Consider the following 22,538-nt stretch of genomic DNA (forward strand, 5'->3'; position numbering starts at 1 on the left):
TAACAAGCGCAACTTCCGCGCTCTCTGGATCCAGCGCATCAACGCTGCCGTCCGCGAATTCGGCCTGACCTACGGCCGCTTCATCGACGGCCTGAACAAGGCTGGCATCGAAGTTGACCGTAAGGTTCTCTCCGACATGGCGATCCATGAGCCGGAAGCATTCGGCGCGCTCGTCGCAGCCTCCAAGAAGGCTCTCGAATACCTTAAGGAAGCCGGTACGAAGAACGAGTTTGAAGGCGCGGTCAAGTAACCAGCGCTTCCCAGGCTTTATGCTTCAATGATTTTGGGAAACCCGCGCTGGTTTGGGCTGGCGCGGGTTTTTCTTTCTCTGTACTCCTTTGCCCGGCCGGCGTCCGCCAGCCTCCAATTGCCCGCCTGATCCTGGACGGAAAGAATTGACGATGTCAGATATCGACCAGCTCAAATCATCGCTGCTTGCGGAAATTGCTGCCGCCAATGACGAAGCAGCGCTCGAGGCCGTACGCGTCGCCGCCCTCGGCAAAAAGGGCTCTGTTTCCGAGCTCCTGAAGACGCTTGGTGCGATGACCCCCGAAGAGCGCCAGACCAAAGGCGTTGCGATCAACAGCCTCAAGAACGAGGTGACGGATGCGATCGCCGCCCGCAAGGCGACGCTCAAGGAAGCGGCCGTCAATGCCCGTCTGAAGGCCGAGACGGTCGATATCAGCCTGCCGGTCCGGTCCTCTCCGGCGGAGCGCGGACGCATTCACCCGATCAGCCAGATCGTGGACGAGATTACCGCGATCTTCGGCGATATGGGCTTCTCCATTGCCGAAGGCCCGGACATCGAAACCGACTACTACAATTTCACGGCGCTGAATTTCCCCGAGGGCCACCCCGCCCGCGAGATGCACGACACCTTCTTCTTCAATCCGGATGAGAACGGCGAGCGCAGGGTGCTGCGTACGCATACCTCGCCGGTGCAGGTGCGCACCATGGAGGCGCAAAAACCGCCGATCCGCATCATCATCCCCGGCAAGACCTACCGCCAGGATTCGGATGCGACGCATTCGCCGATGTTCCACCAGGTCGAGGGCCTCGTGATCGACAAGAAGGCGAATGTCGCCAATATGCGCTGGGTCCTCGAGGAGTTCTGCAAGGCGTTCTTCGAGGTCGACAGCGTGACGATGCGCTTCCGCCCGTCGTTCTTCCCGTTCACCGAGCCGTCCTTCGAAGTCGACATCCAGTGCGACCGCTCCGGTCCGATCGTCAAGTTTGGCGAGGGCACCGATTGGATGGAAATCCTCGGCTGCGGCATGGTTCACCCGAACGTGCTCCGCTATGGCGGTCTCGATCCCGACGAATATCAGGGCTTTGCCTGGGGCATGGGGCTCGACCGCATCGCCATGCTGAAATACGGCATGCCCGACCTGCGCGACTTCTTCAACGCCGATATCCGTTGGATGACCCATTACGGCTTCCGCCCGCTCGACATGCCGACGCTGTTCGGCGGCCTGAGCGCTTAAGGGAGGATTGAGATCATGAAATTCACGCTTTCCTGGCTGAAGGATCATCTGGAAACCGACGCCACACTCGACGAGATCTGCGAGCGCCTTACGGCGATCGGGTTGGAGGTCGAGGACGTCGATGACAAGGCGGCCTTCAAGCCATTTGTCATTGCAAGGGTCCTGTCGGCGGAAAAGCATCCGCAGGCCGATCGCCTGAAGGTTCTTTCGGTCGATACCGGCAAGGGCGCGCCGATCCAGGTCGTCTGCGGGGCGCCGAATGCGCGCGCGGGGCTCGTCGGCGCGTTTGCGGCTCCCGGGACCTACGTTCCCGGCATCGATGTTACACTCTCGGTTGGCAACATCCGCGGCGTCGAAAGCCATGGCATGATGTGTTCCGAGAAGGAGCTGATGATCTCCGACAACCACGATGGGATCATCGACCTGCCAGAAGATGCGCCGGTCGGCACGAGCTACGCCGCATACGCCCATCTCGACGACCCGGTCATCGAGATCAACCTGACGCCGAACCGTCCGGACTGCACGAGCATCTACGGCATCGCGCGCGATCTGGCCGCTTCCGGCCTCGGCACGCTGAAGACGCGGGCAGCCCCCTCTTTTGCCGTCGACGGCGAGACGCCTGTCAGGGTCAAGCTCGATCTCGATGACGAAAAGCTTTGCCCGGGCTTTGCGCTTCGCCTCGTGCGCGGCGTCAAGAATGGTCCGAGCCCCCGCTGGATGCAGCAGCGTCTGCTGGCGATCGGCTTGCGCCCGATCAATGCGCTGGTCGACATCACCAACTACATGACCTTCGACCAAGGCCGGCCGATGCACGTCTTCGACGCCGCCAAGGTCAGCGGTAATCTCACCGTCCGCCGCGCGAAGGAAGGCGAGACCGTGCTGGCGCTCGACCAGCGTGAATACAAGCTTGGACCGAACAATGTCGTCATCGCCGATGCGGATGGTATCGAGTCGATCGGCGGCATCATGGGCGGCGAGCATTCGGGCTGCGACGAGGCCACAACGGACGTGCTGATCGAGTCCGCGCTTTGGGATCCGATGAACATTGCGAAATCCGGCCGTGGGCTCGGCATCATCACCGATGCCCGCTACCGCTTCGAGCGCGGCGTCGATCCGGAATACATGCGACCTGGTCTGGAGCGCACGACGGAACTGGTGCTCGAACTCTGCGGCGGTACGGCCGCCAAGGCCGATGTCGTCGGTTATAAGGGCTATGAGCCCAAGATCGTCGACTTCCCCTTCTCCGAGGTCAAACGCCTGACAGGTCTTGAGGTTTCCACTGAAGAGAGCACCGAGATCCTGACGCGTCTCGGCTTTAAGGTGTCCGGTTCGGGCGAGCGCGTTTCTGTCGCCGTTCCTTCCTGGCGCCCGGATGTGGATGGCAAGGCCGACCTCGTTGAGGAAATCATGCGCATCCACGGGGTCGACAACATCAAGCCTGCGCCGCTGGAGAGCCATGCCGCCGTCAACGGCAAGATCCTGACGACGCTGCAGATCCGCACCCGCACTGCCAAGCGTGCGCTTGCCTCGCGCGGCATGCTGGAGGCAGTCACCTGGTCCTTCATTTCCGAAGAGCAGGCGAAGCTCTTCGGCGGCGGATCGTCGGCGCTGAAGCTTGCGAACCCGATTGCGGCTGAAATGTCCGACATGCGCCCGTCGCTGCTGCCGGGTCTGCTGACGGCCGCTCAGCGCAATGCCGACAAGGGTTATGGCGACGTCGCGATTTTCGAAGTCTCCGGCGCTTATGAGAGCGACCGTCTCGAAGGCCAGCGCCGCGTCGCCGGCGGTGTCCGCCGTGGAACCGCCTCGCTTTCAGGCGCAGGCCGCATGTGGTCGAACAATGGCAAGGGCGGCGGCAAGCCCGTCGATGTCTTCGACGCCAAGGCGGATGCGCTGGCTGTCATAGAAGCCTGCGGCCTGCCGATGAGCAATATCCAGATCGAGCAAGGTGGACCGGAATGGTACCACCCCGGACGCTCCGGCACGATCAAGATGGGACCCAAGGTCATCCTCGGCTATTTCGGCGAGTTCCACCCGTCGACGCTCGAAGCGCTCGATGTGTCCGGCGCTCTCTGCGGCTTCGAAGTTTATATCGACGCGATGTCCGAGCCGAAGCAGAAGGCGACGCGGACCAAGCCGGCGCTGGAGCTTTCGCCCTTCCAGGCAGTCAAGCGCGACTTCGCGTTCGTCGTCGACAAGTCGGTGGAAGCCGGTTCCATCATCAAGGCCGCTTCCGGCGCCGACCGCAAGCTGGTGACGGCAGTCAACGTCTTCGACATATTCGAGGGTGCTTCGCTTGGCGAAGGCAAGAAATCGGTCGCTGTCGAAGTGCAGATCCAGCCGGTCGAGCGGACGCTGACGGACGAGGATTTCGAAGCCCTGACTGAGAAGATCGTGGCGAATGTCACGAAATTCACCGGTGGCGTGCTGCGAAGCTGATTGCTCCCATAAAAAGAAAAGCCGGCGATTGCCGGCTTTTTACAATTGTCGCTCCGGAAAAAGAGCGCTCTTCCATTTGCATCACGCCGCGCGATTGGCCTTCTGGTTCGCGGCGGTGACGGCGAGTTTCGTGAGCGTCTTGTCGGTTGCCGTCTCTTCCTGCAGCGTCTGGTCGAGCAGGGCGACGGCGTCTTTGTAGCCGAGGGTCTGCGCCCAGGTCTTCAGCGTGCCGTAGCGGGCGATTTCGTAATGTTCGACGGCCTGTGCCGCAGAGATGAGCCCCGCATCGACGGCGGCCGTCCCCTTGAATTCGTCCATGATCTCTTCGCCTTCGGCGATGATGCCCTGGATCGCCTCGCAGGTCTTGCCCTGGGCACGCTTGCCAGCCATCTCGAACACCTGCTGCAGGCGCTCGACGTGGCCCTCGGTTTGTTCTTTGTGCTTTTCAAAGCCCGCCTTCAACTCGGCGGATTGGGCGGCTCGTGCCATCTTCGGCAAGGCGCGCAGGATCTGCCGCTCGGCATAGTAGATATCCTTCAGGGTATCGTGAAAGAGATCTTCGAGTGTTTTTTCCTTGGCCATTTCTTCGATCCTTGCTGTGTGGGGTTTGAGGAACCCTAAAAGAAGCGATCGGCTTCGAAATTGTTCCGTAAAGTGCGCAATTTCCGGGTGGCTCCGGCCGAGCGGCGAGGTAGGCTCGTGCCGGCGATGAGGAGAGTCGGATGAAGAAGCCGGGATCGATGAAATCTCTCGAGGACATGGGGCGAGTGCGGCTCTCAAAGAATTTTTTCTTCCGCGATTTTCTGCATTCGGAGATCGCGGATTTCTATCGCATCCCGAACATTCCGGACGAGCCGGAGCTTGCGGTCGAGGCAGGAAAACGGCTGTGCGAGGAACTGCTGGAGCCGTTACAGGCGACCTTCGGCCGGCTGCATATCCGCTCCGGCTACCGCGCTGCCGCCGTCAATGCGTTCGGAAACAAAAACAAGCTCAATTGCTCGACCAATGCCTCGACAGCCGCGGACCATATCTGGGACCTGCGCGACTTCGATGGCTGTATGGGTGCGACAGCCTGTATTGTCGTGCCGTGGATGGTCGATAACTACAGCAATGAGGAGGACTGGCAGAAGCTTGCGTGGTGGATCCACGACCACCTGCCTTATGCCGCGCTCTGCTTCTTTCCGAAGCTATGGGCCTTCAACATTCAGTGGCATGAACGGCCGAAGCGTGTGATCCAAAGCTACGTCCGGCCGCGAGGCATCCTGACCAAGCCCGGCATGGCGAACTGGGAAGGCGACCATTCAGAATTCTACGAGGGCTTTCCGACGGTCAGAAATTGATGCGGTAGCGAATGTGCCCGTCGTTCTCGACGTAGCTGTCGTAGAGCGCGCGCGCCGTCTTGTTCTCTTCGCTCGTATGCCAGTAAAGCCGCGACCAGCCGTTCTTCTTGGAAAGCGAAACGAGGTCATCCATCAAAGCCCGGCCCGCCCCTCTGCCGCGGGCGGCGGGATCGACGAAGAGATCTTCGAGATAGCAGTCCTTGCCGTGAATCCATGTGCCCTCATGCGTCAGTGACAATGTGAAGCCCATCACCTTGCCGTCGACTTCCGCAACGCGCATGAAGATTGCCGACGCCGGATCGAAAACCCGGCGCCATGTCGAATCGGTGATGGCCTCGTCGACCGCGACTTCGTAGAACGCGAGGTAGTCCTTCCAGAGTTCGCGCCAGCGCGCTTCATCGTCTCTCCTCGCATCACGGATCGTCACGGTCATCGCGTCACTCCTCAGGCTCCCGCCTTGTCGAGCACCCTCATCGCTTCCTCTGAAAGCTGAAGCGTTGCCGCCTTCACAAGGCTCTCAAGCTGCGCAAGGCTCGTAGCACTGGCGATCGGCGCCGTCACGCCTTTCTTGTTGAGAAGCCAGGCGATCGAGATTTCCGCAGGCTTGGCGCCGGTCTCAGCGGAGATCTGATCGAGGGCGGCCAGGATGCGCACGCCCTTGTCATCGAGATATTGCGAGACGCGGTTTTCGCGCGCCTTGCCTTCCGTGTCGGCCTTGCTGCGATATTTACCGGAGAGGAACCCGGCTGCCAGGCTGAAATAGGTGATGACGCCGATGTCCTCCTTGACACAGAGATCGGCAAGCGGACCCTCGAAGCTTGAGCGCTCATAGAGATTGTATTCAGGTTGCAGCACATCGTAGCGCGGAACACCGGCCTTCTCGGCGGCATCAAGAGAGGCTCGAAGCTGGCTGGCATCGAGGTTTGAAGAACCGATCGCGCGAATCTTGCCCTGTTGCTTCAGCTTGGCAAAGGCGCCAAGCGTCTCTTCATAAGGCGTATTCTCGTCGGGCCAATGGGACAGATAGAGGTCGATATAATCCGTCTGCAGGCGGCGGAGAGAATCCTCGACGGCCTTAAGGATATATTGTTCCTTGAGCGTCCTGCCTTGCCCCATGTCGGAGCCGACCTTGGTGACGATGATCGCTGTGTCACGCGAGCCCTTTTTCTCTTTCAGCCATTTGCCAATGATCTCCTCTGAATCGCCGCCCTTGTTTCCGGGCACCCAGGAGGAATAGACATCGGCCGTATCGATGGTGTTGAGACCCGCGTCGAAAAAGGCATCGAGAATATCGAAGGAGGTCTTCTCGTCCGCCGTCCATCCGAAGACATTGCCGCCGAAGACGATCGGGGAGATTGAAAGACCTGTTTTTCCAAGCCGGCGCATTTCCATGGCGCGCTCCTAAATTACTGATTTAACTGAAAGTGCAGACGCGACAGAACGCCGCCGGGAGTAAACTAGCGCAGTTTCGAAGCGCGCGAAACCAAACTTCCGTGAATTGCGCCAGCGCCATTGCGTGAACTCAACCCGCTGAATAAGGTTGCCCTCATTCAAGCTCAGGGAGGCTCAAGCCATGCTACGTTTCGGTATCATCTCGACGGCAAAGATCGGCCGCGAACTTGTCGTTCCCGCCATTCAGGATGCGGAAAACTGTGTTGTCACCGCCATTGCCAGCCGCGACCTTAAAAAGGCGCGGGAAATGGCCGATCGTTTTTCCGTACCGCACGCCTTCGGCTCTTATGAAGAGATGCTCGCTTCCGACGCGATCGATGCCGTCTATATTCCGCTGCCGACGTCGCAGCATGTCGAATGGACGATCAAGGCGGCCGACGCCGGTAAGCACGTGCTTTGCGAAAAACCGATCGCACTCAAGGCCGATGAGATCGACAGCCTGATCGCCGCCCGCGATCGCAACAAGGTCCTGATCACCGAGGCCTATATGGTCACCTACACGCCGGTCTGGCGGAAGGTTCGTGCTCTGCTGGCCGACGGCGCCATCGGCCGCCTGCGCCATGTCCAGGGCGCATTCACCTATTTCAACCGCGATGCCGGCAACATGCGCAACATTCCCGAGCTCGGTGGCGGCGGACTGCCCGATATCGGCGTGTACCCGACGATCAGCACGCGCTTCGTCACCGGCAAGGAGCCGCTGCGCATCCAGGCCGTGACCGAACGCGATCCGGACTTCGGTACCGATATCTATTCGAGCGTGAAGGCCGATTTCGGCGATTTCGAGCAGAGCTTCTATATTTCCACCCAGATGGCAGCGCGTCAGGTCATGGTCTTCCACGGCACGGATGGCTTCATCGAGGTCAAGTCGCCCTTCAATGCGGACCGCTATGGCGCCGAGGAAATCGAACTCACCAACCGCAACCATTCGGAGTCGCAGATTTTCCGTTTCCCCGATAGCCGCCAGTACAAGTGTGAGGCCGAAGCTTTCGCCCGCGCTGCAAAAGGCGAAAAGGAAGAGGTTGTAACGCTCGAAAGCTCGAAGCTGAACCAGAAGGTGATCGACGCGATCTACCGCGCCAGCGAGAAGGACGGCTGGGAACCCGTCTGATTATTCGCTGCGAAAGACGAAGCGCGAATAACCGAAAAAGCTGAAGACCATCGATGCGGCGGTGGCTAGCACCATCGCCGCCAGCGGCTGCAGGGCCGGAAGCAAGAGCAGCAGGGCGGCGTAGAGGCCATAGTTCAAGACAGCCGCAATCAGCAGGATCGCGAAGATGCCGGGGCGTCCGATCGACAGCCGCTTTCCAAGCGTGAGATCGATGCGTTGCAGCATCGCAAGCATAATGCAAAGGCTCGCAAGAAGGCTCACTGTCCGCGTCAGGAGCGGGCCGAACGCAGCATTCAGTAATAAATGGAAGAATAGCGCATCTGCCGTCAGTCCGAGCAGCAACAATGCGGCAAAGCGCAGAAGCAACTCACTTCGGTTGGCAGAGATATCATCAGCCATTGATCGCCAGCATGCCGGCAACAATGAAAGCCGCGCCAATGACGTAACGCACAGTGAGGGCTTCCCCAAGAAAAACTTGCGCCAGCAGAGGCACGAAGCAGAATGTCAATCCCATGAAGGAATAGGCGATCGTCAGCGGGACGGCTTTCAGAACGTAAATCCAGATAACTGTCCCAAGCCCATAGAGGAGCAGTGCTGCGAGCAGCACGGGATTGAGAAGCAGCGCGAGGATATTACGGGCACTGAGCTCACCTGCAGTGGCGCTCGTCAGTTTGAACAGCACCTGACCCGAAGCGATCAGAAGCGGTGTGCCGACGAGCCCAATCCAGGTACCCGCTGAAAATGTGGAAAGCATCGAACCGTCCTTCAATCGGCTGTGTCCCTCTCTTCCAAATAGAAGATGTCACGGCCGATATCCTCGCAGACGTAAACTGGCGGCACGGGCTGAACCGCTCTCAGGAACGAATGCGTATAGGGGAAGAAGTTGAAGTGTGGATTGAACGTATAGCGGTACTCGCGTTCCCGCGGCACGACGATGATGAGGCGGCGTCTTGCGATCCGTCGTAGTTCTGCGACTGCCTGCCGGTAGTCGAGAATATGTTCGATGACATGCGTGCAGATAACCGTGTCGAACTCCGCGTCGGCGAAGGGGAGGGTTTCGACCTTGGCCGCAACATACTCGATGCCGGACAGGCGGGATGCGTCGTCTATCACGAAATCGACGCCCGTGAGCCGGCGGAGCTTCGAATGCGCCGATTGAATGCGGCTGAGCAGTGCGCCCGTGCCGCAGCCGATGTCGCAGACACTCTCTCCCGCGATAGATCCGAGAATGCGGCTGATACACGCCGCCGAATTGTCGGTGCCTTCGTGAACGCGAGGGTGGTTGCGGTAAAGCTCAGCATATTCCTCTGCCGAAAGGAACGGCGCACGCTCGCGAAACCTCGCCAGATGCTTGATGTGGTCGCCCCAGACACGCTGCGCGGCCCAGCGGAAAGCTCCGGAATCGCGCGCAAACGGCGGCAGAATGTCTTCCAGCACGAAACGAATGCGGTTTGTGGTTTCTCTGTTCATGGAAACGGCGTCACCTTTAAGCGGAATCAACTATGCGATACGGGCGGCCCGGCCGCCTTGCGCAGCATCAATGGGCTTTTCTGGCTTTGTACTCTGGCTCGGCGCGGTAATGTCGAGGTAGTGGATCCGCAGCTGCTCGGCACGCGAGCGCGCGACTGAATCAAGGATCAGGCCTGCCGTGAAAACCATGAAAGAGATCATCATCAGCGCCATGGAAAGAACCCATGTCGGCATGCGGTTGACAAGGCCCGTTTCGAAATACTCCGCCAGCACCGGCGCCATGAAGCCAAGGCTCGACAACATGGAGAACGCGCTGATGAGGCCGAAGAACGCAAAGGGCCGCGTTTCCTTCATCAGCATGGCGAACATCCAGAGGATTTTGCCGCCGTCCTTGAAGGTCGATAGTTTCGAGTGCGAGCCATCGGGACGTCGGCCGTAATCGAGTTCCAATTCAGCGACCGGCAGTTTGAGCCGGGATGCATGCACGGACATTTCGGTCTCGATCTCGAAACCACCGGAAACGGCCGGGAAGCTTTTGACAAAACGACGCGAGAAAGCCCGGTAACCTGAGAAAATATCGGTGAAATCCGGCCCGAAGATCGTGCGGTAGAGAATGTTGAAGATGCGGTTGCCGAAAGCATGCCCGTTGCGTCCTGCATCCGAGTGAACGCCGCGTCGCGTTCCGATCACCATATCGGCGCGTTCTGTCACCAGTGTGCGGATCAGTTCTTCGCCGTCCTCCGGCGCATAGGTGCCGTCGCCATCGGCCATCAGATAGACGTCTGCGTCGATATCGGCGAACATGCGGCGCACGACATGACCCTTCCCCTGCCGCCGTTCGCGCACGACGGAAGCACCGGCCAGCATGGCGTGGAGCGCGGTTCCATCAGTCGAATTGTTGTCGTAGACGTGGATCTGCGCATGGGGCAGTGCTGCCTTAAAACCGCGAACGACCGCGCCGATCGTCGCCGCTTCATTGTAGCAAGGCAGCAGTACGGCAATGTTCAGGGTCTGCGATCGCGTCATTGTCGTGCTCGCCACTATTGGTTGGCACATAGTCTAAAACACACGGCGTTAATAAGACCCTACGGTCCAGAAAGAAGTCGGCTGCCAGACCGCACGCTTTACACTTTCTTGATCTGCAAGAGCTAAGTTTCGCGCGGCTTAGGGCGGGATGAGCTTGAATGGCGAACGTCGCAGGAATGACCGGCAATTCAACTTCCAGAACTCCGCCGTCCGTCGGGTGGCTTGCAACTGCGCGCAAGCTGCTCACGCGCCTGTGCCCGTCAGTGTTCATCTACAGTGCCGTGCTGATCGCAAGCATTTTGCCGGTGAAGCTGATCGGCGCGAAGGACTATGTTGGACCGGACAATGACGATGGCATGCGGCTCGTCGAAGTGCGGGATTTTCTTTCCGGCCAAGGCTGGTTTGATTTGATGCAATACCGCCTGGGTGTCGACGGGACGCCGATGCACTGGTCGCGGCTCATCGATCTGCCGATCGCGGCACTCATCAAATTCTTCGGGTTGTTTTTGGCTGGCGAGCAGGCAGAAGCTGTCGCACTTGCGATCTGGCCCGTGTCGCTCATCATCCCGCTCATGCTTGCAATGGCAATTGCGGGCCGCCGGATTGGCGGTGCGCCTGCCATGCACATTTCGCTGGGGATGACAGCGTTGGGGGTCTGGACCACCAGCCGCTTCATGCCAGGCGCGATCGACCATCACAACGCGCAGATCGGGCTCGTTGCGATGATGACGGCAATGCTTCTCGATGAGAGGCATCGCATCCGGAGCTATGTCATCGCCGGCCTGACTGCGGCGCTGGCGATCGCCATCGGGGTCGAGACAACGCCTTTCGTCGCTGCGGTCTGCATCGTCGTCGCTCTTCATTGGGCCGTAGAAGGACAAGCCTTCCGCAATGCGGCCAGCGCTTTCGGACTGACGCTTGCGCTGGCCATCAGCGTCCTGTTCTTTTCAACAGTAGCGCCGCATCTGTACTCGACCGTGACTTGCGACAATTTTTCGCTTGGATTCTATAGCCTTGCGGCAATCGGGGGCGGCCTCCTTGCGGTTGCCGCAACCTTGGCAAGCCGGTCATCACGAACGAGCCGTTTCGTTGCGCTCGGCGGCATCGGCATCGCGGTCGCGGCCTCCGCCGTCGTGATTGCACCCCAGTGCCTGCATAATCCGCTGGATGATCTTGACCCGATGCTGGTCAAGCTCTGGCTGAACAATATCTCCGAGGCGCGCTCTGTTGTTGCCATGATCCGCGCCGAGCCGTTTGGCGTCGGCGCCCTTTATGCGGTCGGCCTCCTGGGCATTGCTGTTTGCGCGTTCAGGATTCTCTATCGCGACAGGGTGCGAGTCCACGCCATTCTGCTTTTCCTGCTTGCCGTCTGCTGGGGCATCGGTCTCGTGCAGGTGCGGGGGGTCCCTTTTGCAAACCTGATCGCGATTCTGCCGCTCGCGCTGCTCGTCATCGATATCCGCCGCATTTCGAACAACGACCGCGAAAATGTCGTGGTCGCGTTTTGCTACATCACGCTGGTACTTGCGAGCGTGCCGGCCGTCTGGGCCGTCGGCGGAGCCCTCATCGAAATGCAGAGGCAAACGCAGGAGGCGAAAGAGGACGAAAACAAGCCTTCATGCAGATCGAGAGAGGCTCTTGCGCCGCTCAATGCAATGCCTGTCGGCATGGTGGCGGCCTCATCTGAACTCGGCGTGCCGATTCTTCGCTTCACCGGCCAGCACGTTCTGACCGCTCCGTACCATCGCAATCCGCAAGGCATGCTGACGGAGATGCATATCGGCCTCTCCGAGCCGCACGATGCGGAGGCCTTTTTGAAAGGGGCAGGTGTCAGTGTATTGGCTTTCTGCCCGAGCGACATTCCGACCATGCAGTTTGCGAAACTGAAGCCGGAGGGCCTCTATTCGCAATTGGCGAAGGGGAATGTGCCATCGTACCTTCAGCCGGTTCCCAAGGCCGAGGGTTCCGGTGTGCAGTTCTTCCTTTTTAAACCGGAAAATTGATCGGCAATCCGATGCTTGCTGATCTTTCCCTTCGCTTTCGCTAGAAAGAAGGGATGAGCAACGTCTTTGATACCGATTCGCCCACGAACCTGACCGAATATTCGGTCTCCGAACTTTCGGGATCGATCAAGCGCACCGTCGAAACTGCTTTCGATCAGGTGCGGGTACGGGGCGAAATCTCCGGTTACCGTGGGCCGCATTCATCCGGTCACGCGTATTTTTCGCTGAAAGATGACCGCGCGCGCATCGATGCCGTCGTCTGGAAGGGCACGTTCTCGCGGCTGAGGTTCCGTCCGGAAGAGGGCATGGAAGTGATTGCCACCGGCAAGGTCACGACCTTTTCGGGCTCATCGAAGTATCAGATCGTCATCGAAACGCTGGAGCCCGCGGGTGCCGGCGCACTGATGGCATTGCTCGAGGAGCGCAAGCGCAAGCTCGGCGCCGAAGGTCTCTTCGACGCAACGCGCAAGAAGCGTTTGCCATTCATGCCGCAGGTCATCGGCGTCGTGACCTCGCCCACCGGCGCCGTCATTCGCGATATCCTACATCGCATCTCCGATCGCTTCCCGGTCCATGTCATCGTCTGGCCGGTCAAGGTGCAGGGCGACGGTTCCGGCGCGGAAGTGGCGAACGCCATCCGCGGCTTCAATGGTTTTCAGTCGGGTGGCGAGATGCCGAGGCCGGACGTGTTGATCGTTGCCCGCGGCGGGGGAAGCCTTGAAGATCTGTGGTCCTTCAACGACGAAATCGTCGTACGCGCAGCGGCAGAAAGCGACATTCCGCTTATCTCCGCGGTCGGGCATGAAACGGACTGGACGCTGATCGATTATGCCGCGGATGTACGGGCGCCTACGCCGACCGGGGCCGCGGAAATGGCCGTTCCCGTCAGGGCTGAACTCGAAGCGCAGGTTTCGGCGCTTTCAGCCCGTCTGCAGGTCTGCACAAGCCGGCAGATGGACCACCGGCGTCAGTCCGTTCGCGCGCTTATGCGGGCGTTTCCATCGCTTGACCAGCTGCTTGCGCTGCCGCGCCGTCGTTTTGACGAGGCGGCCGCAGGCCTTGGCCGCGGGCTGGAATTGAATACCATCAACAAGCGCCGCAGCTTCGAGCGGATCGGGTCGCATTTGAGGCCGGAGGTTCTTTCCAGCCGCATCGTTGAGCGCCGCCAGGTGCTTGCAGAGCGGATGACGCGAGCCGAGCGCATGGTCGAGAGGCTGATCGATCGTTCGAAATCCCGCGTTGCCCGCGCCGATGCCGTCTTTGTTTCGCTACCGGGGCGCCTGCGGACTCAGACGGCGCGGGTGCGCGACCACCTCGCAAATCTTTCCCGTCACGCTGACACCGCCGTCCGCCATCAGCTGGTGCGGGCGAAGGGAGAGCTTGCGGCACACGATCGCGTGCTGCAGTCGCTGTCCTATAAGAATGTCCTGAAACGCGGCTATGCCGTCATCCGGGACGATGAAAACCGGCCGGTCTCCCAGGCCGCAGCGCTTTCGCCCGGGGCCGCCATTGCGATCGAGTTCGCCGACGGGAGCGTCGGTGCCGTCACGACCGAAGGCGGCGCGCCACCCGCAGCGCGGAAGCGTTCTCCGAAATCGGAAGAGCCATCCGCTCCGCCGAAGCAGGGCAGCCTTTTCTAGCGTCAGGACCCTGTTCGCAAGGGGCTGCACGCCGCCTGACTATTCGAATTTCGCCAGAAATTTGCGGAGCAGGGCGTCGAGCGCCGCTTTTTCTTCATCGCTCAGGTTTTCCGTGAGCCGCTGCTGATTGGCGACATGCGCGCCAACCGCGGCCTCGACCGCTGCGAAACCCTTATCCGTCAATGCAATCAGCACGCTTCGCCGGTCGTCCGGATTGAGAATGCGTTCGGCGAAACCCGCTTTCTCGAGCTGATCGATGCGGTTGGTCATCGTTCCGGAGCTCACCATCGTCATCGCCAGCAGATCGCCTGGCGAAAGGCGATAAGGCTCGCCGGAACGCCGAAGCGTCGCCAGCACGTCGAAGGCGGACGATGAGAGCCCATACTGCAGCAGGACTTGCTCGACCTCGCGGCCAAGATGCGTCGTCAGCCGATTCAGCCGTCCCAGTATGCCCATGGCCTCGACATTCAGGTCCGGCCGCTCGTGACGCCATTGCGACAGGATTTTATCGACGCGGTCTGTTGCTTTTTCATTCATGGAAAAGCGATAGCACGACATCTCTTGACGTCAAGATAAATGACGCTATTCTATATTTATCTTGACGTAGAGATTCTTGAGATGAAGAAAAGCAGCCTGTATGCGGCCGATGTCCTGGCGACCGCCCTTGCACCGGCAATCTGGGGAAGCACGTACTTCGTGACGACCGAATTCCTGCCTGCCGGTTATCCGCTGACTGTCGCAATGCTCCGCGCTTTGCCTGCCGGTCTTCTGCTGCTTGCCATCGTCCGCCGCCTGCCATCCGGCATCTGGTGGGGCAGGGCCTTCATTCTCGGCGCGCTGAACTTCTCGTTCTTCTGGGCGATGCTTTTCGTTTCGGCCTACCGCTTGCCCGGCGGCGTGGCAGCGACGGTCGGTGCTGTGCAGCCGTTGATCGTCATTGCGCTCTCTCGCCTTCTTCTTGGACGGCCGGTACGGCTGCTGGCAGTCGGTGCAGGGCTGGTGGGCATGGCCGGCGTGGCGCTCTTGGTGCTGACACCCAAGGCTTCGCTCGATCCGATCGGTGTTGCCGCAGGCCTTGCAGGCGCAGTCTCCATGGCGTTCGGAACGGTGCTGACACGCCGTTGGGCGCCGCCGGTTTCGAACCTCACCTTCACGTCATGGCAATTGACGGCAGGTGGTCTTCTGCTGCTGCCGGTCGCCTTGCTTTTCGAACCGGCGCTTCCGATGCCGACCACGGCAAATGTGCTCGGCATGGTATATCTGGGATTGATCGGCGCGGCCGTCACCTATGCCTTGTGGTTTCGAGGATTATCGCGGATCGAGCCGTCGGCGGCCGCGTCGCTCGGGTTCTTGAGCCCGATTGTGGCGACGCTTCTCGGCTGGCTGGCGCTTGGCCAGGGCTTGACGCCCGCGCAGGCTCTCGGCTTTGCGCTCGTGCTCGCGAGCGTCTGGATCAGTCAAAGGGCGATGGTGCCTGTCAGGCCCATTCACCCTGGCGCATCACCGGAACCCGCGAGCCGTCCTGCCTGATGCCATCGATATCGACCTTGTCGGAGCCGATCATCCAGTCGATATGGATGAGGCTGGAGTTGCCCCCCTGCGCCTTGATCTGGTCTTGGCTGAGGCTTGCGCCGTCGAGGAAGCATTTCGAATAGCACTGGCCAAGCGCAATATGGCACGAGGCGTTTTCGTCGAAAAGCGTATTGTAGAACAGAATCCCGCTTGCCGAGATCGGCGACGAATGCGGCACGAGCGCCACTTCACCAAGACGGCGCGCGCCTTCATCCGTATCCAGCACATTGTTCAAGACTTCCGCGCCGCGCGAAGCCTTGGCCTCGACAATTCGGCCGCCTTCAAAGCGGACCTGGATATTGTCAATCAGCGTGCCCTGGTGCGACAGCGGCTTGGTGCTTGACACATGGCCCTCGACGCGCAGCGCATGCGGCGTCGTGAAGACTTCTTCCGTCGGAATGTTCGGGTTGCAGGCGACGCCGTTCTTGGCGACCGAAGAGCCGCCATGCCACTCATGGCCATCGGCAAGGCCAACGGTCAAGTCCGTGCCAGGTCCCCTGAAATGCAGGGCGGCGAAGCGCTGGTCATTCAGCCAGGATGAGCGCTTGGCAAGGTCGGCATTGTGCTCGTTCCAGGCCGCGATCGGATTACCGAGATCGACGCGCGACGCGGCGAAAATCGCCTTCGCGAGCTTGGCAACCGCGATGGATTCCGGATCGTCGGGAAACACGACCTTTGCCCAGGATGGGTTCGGGTAGGAAACGATGTTCCAGTTGATGTCGAAGTTCGAAATCTTTTCGAGCGCGGGTTTGTACGCGGCGGAATTCGCCCGGTTGGCGCGGCCGACCTTGTTCGGATCCTGTTCGGAAAGCAGCATCGGGTTGTCGCCGGCAATTGCCAGTCGCGCAGCACCGTTCTGATAGGCTTTCGCCATGCCCTCGTACAGCCAGCCGGAGGCGCGGTCGAACCCTTCATCGCTGCCGTACCGGTAACGGGCAAGCGTCGTCTCTTCGTCGGAATAGAAGGCGGTCACGAGACCGGCGCCGGCCATATAGGCTTGCTCGGTGATCAGCCGGACTAGAGGCAAGGCGACAACCGGCGCGGTTATCACCAAGTCCTGACCTTGCTGAAGATTGAGGCCCACCTTGACCGCGACTTCCGCGAGCTTCTTCAGCTTGACGGGATCGACGGAATTCTGGCTCTGGGGCATAAAGGTCATGGTCGACTATCTCCTGCAATCAACTCTCAAGATGCCAGACTTAGACCGCTTTGCGGCGGAAATGAAGCTGGGCGTTCGATTTGCCTAAGCGATCAGCGGCGCTGCCTTGGCATTCAGGGTTTTTAGGGCATCACGCGGCGCAAGGCGCACCTGCAATCCCCGCTGACCGCCATTCATGTAGACCAAGGGCTCGGCTAATGCTGCCTCCTCGATCGCCGTTGGAACCAGCTTTTTCTGTCCGAAAGGACTGATGCCGCCGACGTGATAGCCGGTCAGCCTCTCGGCGTCGGCAGGCTTCATCATGTTTGCAGACTTGCCGCCGAAGGCGCCCGCAAGCTTCTTCATGCTGACCTCGTGATCGGAGGGGACCACGACGCAGACGGGCCTGCCATCCACTTCCGCCATCAACGTTTTCAGCACCCGACGCGGCTCTTCGCCGAGCGCTTCGGCGGCCTGCAAGCCGACGCGTTCTGCATTCGGATCATAATCATAGCTATGCACGGTGAAGCTGACGCCCGCTTTTGTGAGAAACTGTGTAGCGCGCGTCGTCTTCGACATTGTTACTTTTCGAGTTCCGCCGCGTAGCTTTCGGGCTTGAAGCCGACCAGCAGCTTGCCGTCCGTTTCCAGAACCGGCCGCTTGATCATCGAGGGCTGCTCGAGCATCAGCCCGATTGCTTTTTCCTTTGTGAGGTTTTCGCGGTCGGCCTCCGGCAGTTTGCGGAAGGTCGTTCCGGCGCGGTTGAGAACCGTTTCCCATCCGGCTTTTTCGACCCATTGCTCCAATCGGGAGCGATCGATACCCACGGCTTTGTAATCGTGAAAATCATAGGCGACGCCATGGTCTTCCAGCCAGCCGCGCGCCTTCTTCATCGTGTCGCAGTTCTTGATCCCATAAATGGTGGCAGTCATCTTAATCCTCGAGCGTTCCGGCCTTGCGCAACCCCTTACTGGGCTGGTCGCAGGCAATCTTCATCAGGTCCGCACGCCGGCGCACCAGACGATCGGAAACACGTGTGACGATGAGGCCGGCTTGCGGCGCTCGAATTTCGATGCCGCCATCCGCCAGGCCAGGCCGCGTGACGATCGTTGCCAGCAGGTCGCCCTCTGCAACTCTTTCGCCGATATTGCGGTGAAACAGAAGCGCGCCGGATTCCGGCGAGCGGATCATCTCGATATTATCCAGCGGCACTGCTGGGCCGGAGAACGCACCTAGAGAAACTCCGGCGTCTCTGACGATGCCACGGGCAGCGAGGAACCGCCAAAGACCCTCTGCATCCCTCCTGGCCATCTCCGGATAGACATCGCGTCTACCGCGAAGCTCCACCGTGACGGAGAGCTTGCCGGGAAGGCGCGCCCGCTTCTCCCCCGGTACTTCATATTTCCAGGCAAACCCGATCGCCTCCTCGAAGGCCGAGCTTTCGCCATCGGAAAGCAGTACGGCGTCCATCGCCAGAGCGGAAGCAAGGTCGCTCGCCTCGGGCCAGAACGCCTCGTCGATATAGGCATACTGCAGGGATTCGTCGTCGCAGTGCAGGTCGAGCACGAGGTCGGCGCCGAGCGCCATATGCATCAGCTGCCGTTTCAGCCGATCGGTCGAGGGATAGTGGTCGAGGTCCTCGATCAGCTCATCCCGATCCCCGAGCGAAATCAGCGGGAAATCGCGGTTGAAATTGGTCCGCGAGCCGAGGTCGAAGCGGCCCTGCAATTCCCCGAAGTGCGATTGCGCCGCGCCGATCGGATTGGCCTGGGGAACAATCGTAATGTCGCCCGCGATACGACCGGCACTTTCCGCTTCGCGCAGCTTCTCGCATAGGAAATGCAGAAGTGCCGTGCCCGGCAATTCATTCGCATGAAGAGCCGCCTGGATATAGGTCTTCGGGCTTTTCGGCTCACTGCCCTTGAATCGCAACACCGGCACGCGCCACTCGATGCCCGGCGTATCGCCGGGGATGATGATCTCGGAAATATCCACGCTGTTTCACTCCGCAAAAATCTGCTCAACCGAGCTTTATGCGAGTCCGCTGCACCGGCGCAAGATTTTTGGCTCGACTACGCGGCTGGCGGCTAACCGAGCAGCGGCCATTCGTCGATCTCCTCGTGTCTGCCTTCACCCGTGAGGCTGTTGATGAGCACGAATGATTTCGCGGTCCAGACGATCGGCTCCGGCAGAACCGTCTCCGGCACCCGGCGGTAGTCGTAGAGCAACGTCATGTGCGGTTCGAGCTTGGGCCGCACATGCACATCCACGCCGCGATTGAGCAGCGATAGCGCCAACTGGGCATGCAGGGAAAGCACTTCCTGGTGTCCTTCATCGGCGCGGAGCACAAGCGCGGGCTTGCCCTGCCGGAAACTCACGGCACGGCGGAACGCCAGCTTGAAGGGACGCATCCGAACGGACGCGGCGGCAGCCAGCCCGTCGAACAGCATGCTGCGCGGAATCTCGTCCCATTGACCGAGGTGACACAGCGAGACATGGAGCAACCGCTTGGCTCTGGGCTCTTCGCGCAGCCCGAAACGCCGCCGCAACTCTCCGGCCGTCCGGCGCGCCTGTTCGGCAGCGCGCTCATCCGGGCGCAGCGCGAAATAGACATTGAACGGCTTTCTGGGCGGCGGGCTGCGATCAGGCCGTCCTCCCCTGGATGGTGGCTTGAAACCGAATTCGCTCTGACTTTGGAGTTCCATTGGCAACCGGCATCTGCCGTCTCCCTTGAAGGCACGAAACCTAACAAGGGCGTCGTGGCTTGACAAGAACAAAAAGAGAACAAATAATCCGAAAACTGTTATAAATGGCGCTGCCAATAACGGCGAGCGCAAGAATCGGGTTGAACCTTGGATGCCGCCATACGATCTTCAGGGTAGGCAATTATGGAGGTTGCGTCATGAGCGAGGCAACGCATCACTACTGCATTTTCGAGACGGCCGGTGGCTATTGCGGCATTGCATGGAGCGCGGACGGCATCACCCGGTTTCAGCTTCCGACGAAGGCCGCAAATTCCACCGAGCACCTGTTGTTGAAGCGCCTGCCTTCGGCCGCAAGCGCTCATCCGCCGGCGCCGGTGGCGGAGACGATCGAGGCCGTGAAACGCTACTTCGCCGGCGAGACCGTCGATTTTTCAGATGTGACGGTGGATTTGTCCAACCAGGATGAATTCTTCCGGGAAATCTATGCCGCCGCCCGCCGTGTCGGCTGGGGCAAGACCACGACCTATGGAACGCTCGCCAAGGACCTAGGCCGCGGACCGGAAGCGGCGCGCGACGTCGGTCAGGCCATGGCCAAGAATCCGGTGGCGCTGATCATTCCCTGCCACCGTGTGCTCGCCGCGGGCGGCAAGATCGGCGGCTTTTCGGCACCAGGCGGCTCGAATTCGAAGGCGAAGATGCTCGAGCTTGAAGGCGTCCGTCTTTCGCATCCGGAACCGGCGCAACAATCCTTGGGATTTTAGGTGGGAGGACCATCACTCCCACGAATAAAGCGTAGGAGCGCCAATGAAAGCAGATGCGTCTCAACCGGTTATCTTCAGGCTTCCCGGACAGTCTCATAGCCGGCGGCTTGGGCCGCCTTTACGAATTTGCGGTCGAAGGTAATGAACTCTTCGCAATGGGCCGCTTTGGTAAGGTGTAGGGCATCGGCAAAATCCATGCCTTGTTCGGTGAGACCGAACGCGGCCGCGACGATGCTGGCTTCCTCGATCGTCACCGTGGGCAGGCCGCAAAAGGCGCGGAGCGCACGAATGACATCCGATCGAGCGTAGTTGTAGGTGCTGCGCAGTACCCATTCGACTTCCAGCATCACCGTTACGGTGATGAAGACGGCTTGTCCGTCGACGATCTCGCGAGCGCGCGAAGACTGCGCCGGATGATCGCCGGTGAGGTACCGGACGATGAGATTGGTATCAATCGCGATCATAGCGGCGGCGGGCTTCGGCCAATACGCCGGCTTCCATTTCTTCCAAGGTTTTCGGCTCACCACTGAAAGGAAGCATGCCAAACACTTCCTCCGGCTGGGTGGGAGAGAAGGCCGATGCCTGCCTTAACAGCACGCCCTCGGGAGTTTCCTCGACAATTAGACGAGTACCTGCCTCCCACTCGCGCCGCTGGCGCACAGCTTTGGGAAGAATGACCTGTCCCTTGGTAGAGACGGTGGTGATGAGCTTCTCAGACTGGGCCATCGATCTGTATCCACGCGGTAAGACGATGGTAAGATACTAATGATCGCCATGCTATTCAAGGTGGCGATCATTAGCTCCTGAAGCTACACTCTCACTCCCACTCGATCGTGCCGGGAGGCTTCGACGTCACGTCGTAGACAACGCGGTTGATGCCGCGGACTTCGTTGATGATGCGGGTCGCGGCGCGGCCGAGGAATTCCATGTCGTAGTGATAGAAATCGGCCGTCATGCCGTCGACCGAGGTGACGGCGCGCAGCGCGCAGACGAATTCGTAGGTGCGACCGTCGCCCATGACGCCGACGGTCTGTACCGGCAGCAGCACGGCAAAAGCCTGCCAGATGGCATCGTAGAGCCCGGCCTTGCGGATTTCGTCGAGATAGATGGCGTCGGCTTCGCGCAGGATGTCGAGCTTTTCGCGGCTGATGCCGCCCGGGCAGCGGATCGCGAGGCCCGGGCCGGGGAAGGGATGGCGGCCGATGAACGAGTCCGGCAGGCCGAGTTCCTTGCCGAGCACGCGCACTTCGTCCTTGAAGAGTTCGCGCAGCGGCTCGACGAGCTGCATCTTCATGCGCTCCGGCAGGCCGCCGACATTGTGGTGCGACTTGATGGTGACCGACGGGCCGCCGGTGAAGGAAACGGACTCGATCACGTCAGGATAGAGCGTGCCTTGGCCGAGGAAGTCGGCGCCGCCGAGCTTCTTGGCCTCTTCCTCGAAGGTCTCGATGAAGAGGCGGCCGATAATCTTTCGTTTGGTTTCTGGATCGCTGACGCCTTCAAGCTCGCCGATGAACTTGTCGGACGCATCGACGTGCAGGAGGTGCAAATTGTAGTGTTCGCGGAACATGGCGACGACGTTCGCCGCCTCGTCCTTCCGCATCAGGCCGTGGTCGACGAGGATGCAGGTCAGCTGGTCACCGACGGCCTCGTGGATCAGCAGCGCGGCAACCGAGCTGTCGACGCCGCCGGAAAGAGCACAGATGACGCGCTTGTCGCCGACCTGCTTGCGGATCTCGTCCACCGCCTTCTGGCGATAGGCCGACATCGACCAGTCGCCGTTGATGCCGGCGATATTGTGAATGAAGTTGCCGATCAGCTTGGCACCATCTGGCGTGTGCACGACCTCAGGGTGGAACTGCACGCCGTAATACTTGCGCTTCTCGTCGGCGATGAAAGCGTAAGGAGCGTTCGGCGATGTCGCCACGACTTCGAAGCCGGCCGGCAGCGCCGTGACGCGGTCACCGTGGCTCATCCAGACCTGATGGCGCGAACCCTTTGACCAGAGCCCTTCGAACAGCTTGCTGTCTTCATCGACTTCCAGGAAGGCGCGGCCGAATTCGCGGTGATGGCCGCTCTCGACCTTGCCGCCGAGCTGCATGCACATCGTCTGCTGGCCATAGCAGATGCCGAAAACCGGCAGGCCGCTGTCGAAGATGATATCAGGCGCGCGCGGCGAACCTTCGTCCACCGTCGAAGCCGGGCTGCCGGACAGGATCACGGCTTTCGGCTGGAGGCGCTTGAAGCCCTCTTCGGCGGACTGGAAGGGAACGATCTCGCAATAGACGCCCGCTTCGCGCACGCGGCGTGCGATCAGCTGGGTTACCTGGCTGCCGAAATCGACGATGAGAACACTGTCGGGATGTGCTGTCTGGGTCATGGCGAGCCTTTAATGAAAAG

At 60.3% G+C, this 22,538-nt stretch carries 25 protein-coding genes; 9 read left to right on the forward strand and 16 right to left on the reverse strand.

The features are described from left to right. The 3 genes from rplT to pheT form a co-directional block, all read left to right on the forward strand. Window positions 1–250 (forward strand): 50S ribosomal protein L20 (gene rplT / locus ACPYOI_RS06515; RefSeq protein WP_481422682.1); only part of this gene is annotated, 250 nt, incomplete at its 5' end. Window positions 251–401: 151 nt separating this feature from the next. Then, window positions 402–1,484 (forward strand): phenylalanine--tRNA ligase subunit alpha, encoded by a 1,083-nt coding sequence (gene pheS / locus ACPYOI_RS06520; RefSeq protein ID WP_481418101.1) that lies wholly within the window; start codon window positions 402–404, stop codon window positions 1,482–1,484. Window positions 1,485–1,499: 15 nt separating this feature from the next. Then, window positions 1,500–3,923 carry a phenylalanine--tRNA ligase subunit beta gene (pheT, locus tag ACPYOI_RS06525; protein ID WP_481418100.1) on the forward strand — a complete coding sequence of 808 codons (2,424 nt, stop codon included), beginning with the start codon at window positions 1,500–1,502 and terminating at the stop codon, window positions 3,921–3,923. An 81-nt stretch (window positions 3,924–4,004) separates the two neighbouring features. On the opposite strand, the gene ACPYOI_RS06530 is transcribed toward pheT, so the two are convergent. Further along, complete coding sequence (locus ACPYOI_RS06530; protein ID WP_481418099.1) at window positions 4,005–4,505, reverse strand: YciE/YciF ferroxidase family protein; 501 nt, start codon at window positions 4,503–4,505, stop codon at window positions 4,005–4,007. A 140-nt stretch (window positions 4,506–4,645) separates the two neighbouring features. Between ACPYOI_RS06530 and ACPYOI_RS06535 the strand changes: the two genes are divergently transcribed. Beyond that, a complete protein-coding gene (locus tag ACPYOI_RS06535) occupies window positions 4,646–5,263 on the forward strand; it encodes a hypothetical protein (RefSeq protein WP_481418098.1) in 618 nt (205 codons plus the stop codon). Here ACPYOI_RS06535 and ACPYOI_RS06540 read toward each other — a convergent pair. Both ACPYOI_RS06540 and ACPYOI_RS06545 read right to left on the reverse strand, forming a co-directional pair. Beyond that, entirely contained in the window at window positions 5,253–5,696 is a 444-nt protein-coding gene (locus tag ACPYOI_RS06540) for an N-acetyltransferase family protein (RefSeq protein WP_481418097.1), read from the reverse strand. The two genes, ACPYOI_RS06535 and ACPYOI_RS06540, sit on opposite strands and share 11 nt — an antisense overlap. 11 nt (window positions 5,697–5,707) lie before the next feature. Further along, complete coding sequence (locus ACPYOI_RS06545) at window positions 5,708–6,655, reverse strand: aldo/keto reductase (RefSeq protein WP_481418096.1); 948 nt, start codon at window positions 6,653–6,655, stop codon at window positions 5,708–5,710. A 181-nt stretch (window positions 6,656–6,836) separates the two neighbouring features. Between ACPYOI_RS06545 and ACPYOI_RS06550 the strand changes: the two genes are divergently transcribed. Then, window positions 6,837–7,823, forward strand: coding sequence for a Gfo/Idh/MocA family protein (locus ACPYOI_RS06550; RefSeq protein WP_481418095.1), 987 nt, complete (start codon window positions 6,837–6,839; stop codon window positions 7,821–7,823). Here the strand turns inward: ACPYOI_RS06550 and ACPYOI_RS06555 are convergent, their stop codons facing one another. Genes ACPYOI_RS06555 through ACPYOI_RS06570 form a run of 4 tightly spaced genes read right to left on the reverse strand, consistent with a single transcriptional unit; the run spans window position 7,824 to window position 10,319 of the window. Continuing rightward, window positions 7,824–8,222 carry a GtrA family protein gene (locus ACPYOI_RS06555; RefSeq protein ID WP_481418094.1) on the reverse strand — a complete coding sequence of 133 codons (399 nt, stop codon included), beginning with the start codon at window positions 8,220–8,222 and terminating at the stop codon, window positions 7,824–7,826. Then, window positions 8,215–8,577, reverse strand: a complete 363-nt coding sequence (locus ACPYOI_RS06560; RefSeq protein ID WP_168827981.1) for a DMT family transporter — start codon at window positions 8,575–8,577, stop codon at window positions 8,215–8,217. Before ACPYOI_RS06560 ends, ACPYOI_RS06555 begins: the two co-directional genes overlap by 8 nt. A gap of 11 nt (window positions 8,578–8,588) precedes the next feature. Beyond that, the gene (locus tag ACPYOI_RS06565; RefSeq protein ID WP_481418093.1) at window positions 8,589–9,293 is read right to left on the reverse strand and encodes a class I SAM-dependent methyltransferase; all 705 of its coding nucleotides are present in this window, start codon (window positions 9,291–9,293) and stop codon (window positions 8,589–8,591) included. A gap of 30 nt (window positions 9,294–9,323) precedes the next feature. Continuing rightward, window positions 9,324–10,319 (reverse strand): glycosyltransferase, encoded by a 996-nt coding sequence (locus ACPYOI_RS06570; RefSeq protein ID WP_481418092.1) that lies wholly within the window; start codon window positions 10,317–10,319, stop codon window positions 9,324–9,326. Window positions 10,320–10,495: 176 nt separating this feature from the next. Between ACPYOI_RS06570 and ACPYOI_RS06575 the strand changes: the two genes are divergently transcribed. Together ACPYOI_RS06575 and xseA are read left to right on the forward strand one after the other, a co-directional pair. Beyond that, entirely contained in the window at window positions 10,496–12,322 is a 1,827-nt protein-coding gene (locus ACPYOI_RS06575; RefSeq protein WP_481422689.1) for a hypothetical protein, read from the forward strand. A 53-nt stretch (window positions 12,323–12,375) separates the two neighbouring features. Then, window positions 12,376–13,962, forward strand: coding sequence for an exodeoxyribonuclease VII large subunit (gene xseA / locus ACPYOI_RS06580; RefSeq protein WP_481418091.1), 1,587 nt, complete (start codon window positions 12,376–12,378; stop codon window positions 13,960–13,962). A gap of 39 nt (window positions 13,963–14,001) precedes the next feature. On the opposite strand, the gene ACPYOI_RS06585 is transcribed toward xseA, so the two are convergent. Next, window positions 14,002–14,499, reverse strand: coding sequence for a MarR family winged helix-turn-helix transcriptional regulator (locus ACPYOI_RS06585; protein ID WP_481418090.1), 498 nt, complete (start codon window positions 14,497–14,499; stop codon window positions 14,002–14,004). An 81-nt stretch (window positions 14,500–14,580) separates the two neighbouring features. On the opposite strand from ACPYOI_RS06585, the gene ACPYOI_RS06590 reads away from it, so the two are divergent. Beyond that, on the forward strand, window positions 14,581–15,492 hold the full coding sequence (locus ACPYOI_RS06590) for an EamA family transporter (RefSeq protein WP_481422683.1): 912 nt from the start codon (window positions 14,581–14,583) through the stop codon (window positions 15,490–15,492). On the opposite strand, the gene ACPYOI_RS06595 is transcribed toward ACPYOI_RS06590, so the two are convergent. The 5 genes from ACPYOI_RS06595 to ACPYOI_RS06615 form a co-directional block, all read right to left on the reverse strand. Next, window positions 15,440–16,693, reverse strand: a complete 1,254-nt coding sequence (locus ACPYOI_RS06595) for an aminopeptidase (RefSeq protein WP_481416895.1) — start codon at window positions 16,691–16,693, stop codon at window positions 15,440–15,442. The two genes, ACPYOI_RS06590 and ACPYOI_RS06595, sit on opposite strands and share 53 nt — an antisense overlap. Window positions 16,694–16,777: 84 nt before the next feature. Then, complete coding sequence (gene ybaK, locus ACPYOI_RS06600; protein WP_481416894.1) at window positions 16,778–17,251, reverse strand: Cys-tRNA(Pro) deacylase; 474 nt, start codon at window positions 17,249–17,251, stop codon at window positions 16,778–16,780. A 2-nt stretch (window positions 17,252–17,253) separates the two neighbouring features. Continuing rightward, window positions 17,254–17,604 (reverse strand): ArsC family reductase, encoded by a 351-nt coding sequence (locus tag ACPYOI_RS06605; RefSeq protein ID WP_481416893.1) that lies wholly within the window; start codon window positions 17,602–17,604, stop codon window positions 17,254–17,256. Between the two features lies 1 nt (window position 17,605). Beyond that, entirely contained in the window at window positions 17,606–18,667 is a 1,062-nt protein-coding gene (locus tag ACPYOI_RS06610; RefSeq protein ID WP_481416892.1) for a succinylglutamate desuccinylase/aspartoacylase family protein, read from the reverse strand. Between the two features lie 92 nt (window positions 18,668–18,759). Next, complete coding sequence (locus ACPYOI_RS06615; protein ID WP_481416891.1) at window positions 18,760–19,377, reverse strand: 2'-5' RNA ligase family protein; 618 nt, start codon at window positions 19,375–19,377, stop codon at window positions 18,760–18,762. Between the two features lie 197 nt (window positions 19,378–19,574). Between ACPYOI_RS06615 and ACPYOI_RS06620 the strand changes: the two genes are divergently transcribed. After that, the gene (locus ACPYOI_RS06620; protein WP_481416890.1) at window positions 19,575–20,138 is read left to right on the forward strand and encodes a methylated-DNA--[protein]-cysteine S-methyltransferase; all 564 of its coding nucleotides are present in this window, start codon (window positions 19,575–19,577) and stop codon (window positions 20,136–20,138) included. 74 nt (window positions 20,139–20,212) lie between these two features. Here the strand turns inward: ACPYOI_RS06620 and ACPYOI_RS06625 are convergent, their stop codons facing one another. From ACPYOI_RS06625 to guaA, 3 genes are all read right to left on the reverse strand, one after another. Then, window positions 20,213–20,602, reverse strand: coding sequence for a type II toxin-antitoxin system VapC family toxin (locus ACPYOI_RS06625; RefSeq protein WP_481416889.1), 390 nt, complete (start codon window positions 20,600–20,602; stop codon window positions 20,213–20,215). Next, window positions 20,589–20,864, reverse strand: coding sequence for an AbrB/MazE/SpoVT family DNA-binding domain-containing protein (locus ACPYOI_RS06630; RefSeq protein WP_481416888.1), 276 nt, complete (start codon window positions 20,862–20,864; stop codon window positions 20,589–20,591). Before ACPYOI_RS06630 ends, ACPYOI_RS06625 begins: the two co-directional genes overlap by 14 nt. 91 nt (window positions 20,865–20,955) lie before the next feature. Next, a complete protein-coding gene (gene guaA, locus ACPYOI_RS06635) occupies window positions 20,956–22,518 on the reverse strand; it encodes a glutamine-hydrolyzing GMP synthase (RefSeq protein WP_481416887.1) in 1,563 nt (520 codons plus the stop codon). Window positions 22,519–22,538 lie beyond the last annotated feature (20 nt).

The sequence above is a fragment of the Rhizobium sp. SVR5-2C genome, from assembly GCF_056755115.1.

What these genes read in the sequence shown, in the direction of transcription:
- ACPYOI_RS06615 (WP_481416891.1), bottom strand. Translation starts at nt 19,377, where the DNA reads ATGGAACTCCAAAGTCAGAGCGAATTCGGTTTCAAGCCACCATCCAGG.
- ACPYOI_RS06595 (WP_481416895.1), bottom strand. Translation starts at nt 16,693, where the DNA reads ATGACCTTTATGCCCCAGAGCCAGAATTCCGTCGATCCCGTCAAGCTG.
- ACPYOI_RS06530 (WP_481418099.1), bottom strand. Translation starts at nt 4,505, where the DNA reads ATGGCCAAGGAAAAAACACTCGAAGATCTCTTTCACGATACCCTGAAG.
- ACPYOI_RS06570 (WP_481418092.1), bottom strand. Translation starts at nt 10,319, where the DNA reads ATGACGCGATCGCAGACCCTGAACATTGCCGTACTGCTGCCTTGCTAC.
- ACPYOI_RS06540 (WP_481418097.1), bottom strand. Translation starts at nt 5,696, where the DNA reads ATGACCGTGACGATCCGTGATGCGAGGAGAGACGATGAAGCGCGCTGG.
- ACPYOI_RS06625 (WP_481416889.1), bottom strand. Translation starts at nt 20,602, where the DNA reads ATGATCGCGATTGATACCAATCTCATCGTCCGGTACCTCACCGGCGAT.
- ybaK (WP_481416894.1), bottom strand. Translation starts at nt 17,251, where the DNA reads ATGTCGAAGACGACGCGCGCTACACAGTTTCTCACAAAAGCGGGCGTC.
- ACPYOI_RS06630 (WP_481416888.1), bottom strand. Translation starts at nt 20,864, where the DNA reads ATGGCCCAGTCTGAGAAGCTCATCACCACCGTCTCTACCAAGGGACAG.
- ACPYOI_RS06590 (WP_481422683.1), top strand. Translation starts at nt 14,581, where the DNA reads ATGAAGAAAAGCAGCCTGTATGCGGCCGATGTCCTGGCGACCGCCCTT.
- ACPYOI_RS06565 (WP_481418093.1), bottom strand. Translation starts at nt 9,293, where the DNA reads ATGAACAGAGAAACCACAAACCGCATTCGTTTCGTGCTGGAAGACATT.
- ACPYOI_RS06605 (WP_481416893.1), bottom strand. Translation starts at nt 17,604, where the DNA reads ATGACTGCCACCATTTATGGGATCAAGAACTGCGACACGATGAAGAAG.
- ACPYOI_RS06550 (WP_481418095.1), top strand. Translation starts at nt 6,837, where the DNA reads ATGCTACGTTTCGGTATCATCTCGACGGCAAAGATCGGCCGCGAACTT.
- ACPYOI_RS06545 (WP_481418096.1), bottom strand. Translation starts at nt 6,655, where the DNA reads ATGGAAATGCGCCGGCTTGGAAAAACAGGTCTTTCAATCTCCCCGATC.
- ACPYOI_RS06575 (WP_481422689.1), top strand. Translation starts at nt 10,496, where the DNA reads ATGACCGGCAATTCAACTTCCAGAACTCCGCCGTCCGTCGGGTGGCTT.
- pheS (WP_481418101.1), top strand. Translation starts at nt 402, where the DNA reads ATGTCAGATATCGACCAGCTCAAATCATCGCTGCTTGCGGAAATTGCT.
- ACPYOI_RS06535 (WP_481418098.1), top strand. Translation starts at nt 4,646, where the DNA reads ATGAAGAAGCCGGGATCGATGAAATCTCTCGAGGACATGGGGCGAGTG.
- ACPYOI_RS06560 (WP_168827981.1), bottom strand. Translation starts at nt 8,577, where the DNA reads ATGCTTTCCACATTTTCAGCGGGTACCTGGATTGGGCTCGTCGGCACA.
- ACPYOI_RS06555 (WP_481418094.1), bottom strand. Translation starts at nt 8,222, where the DNA reads ATGGCTGATGATATCTCTGCCAACCGAAGTGAGTTGCTTCTGCGCTTT.
- guaA (WP_481416887.1), bottom strand. Translation starts at nt 22,518, where the DNA reads ATGACCCAGACAGCACATCCCGACAGTGTTCTCATCGTCGATTTCGGC.
- pheT (WP_481418100.1), top strand. Translation starts at nt 1,500, where the DNA reads ATGAAATTCACGCTTTCCTGGCTGAAGGATCATCTGGAAACCGACGCC.
- ACPYOI_RS06585 (WP_481418090.1), bottom strand. Translation starts at nt 14,499, where the DNA reads ATGAATGAAAAAGCAACAGACCGCGTCGATAAAATCCTGTCGCAATGG.
- ACPYOI_RS06620 (WP_481416890.1), top strand. Translation starts at nt 19,575, where the DNA reads ATGAGCGAGGCAACGCATCACTACTGCATTTTCGAGACGGCCGGTGGC.
- xseA (WP_481418091.1), top strand. Translation starts at nt 12,376, where the DNA reads ATGAGCAACGTCTTTGATACCGATTCGCCCACGAACCTGACCGAATAT.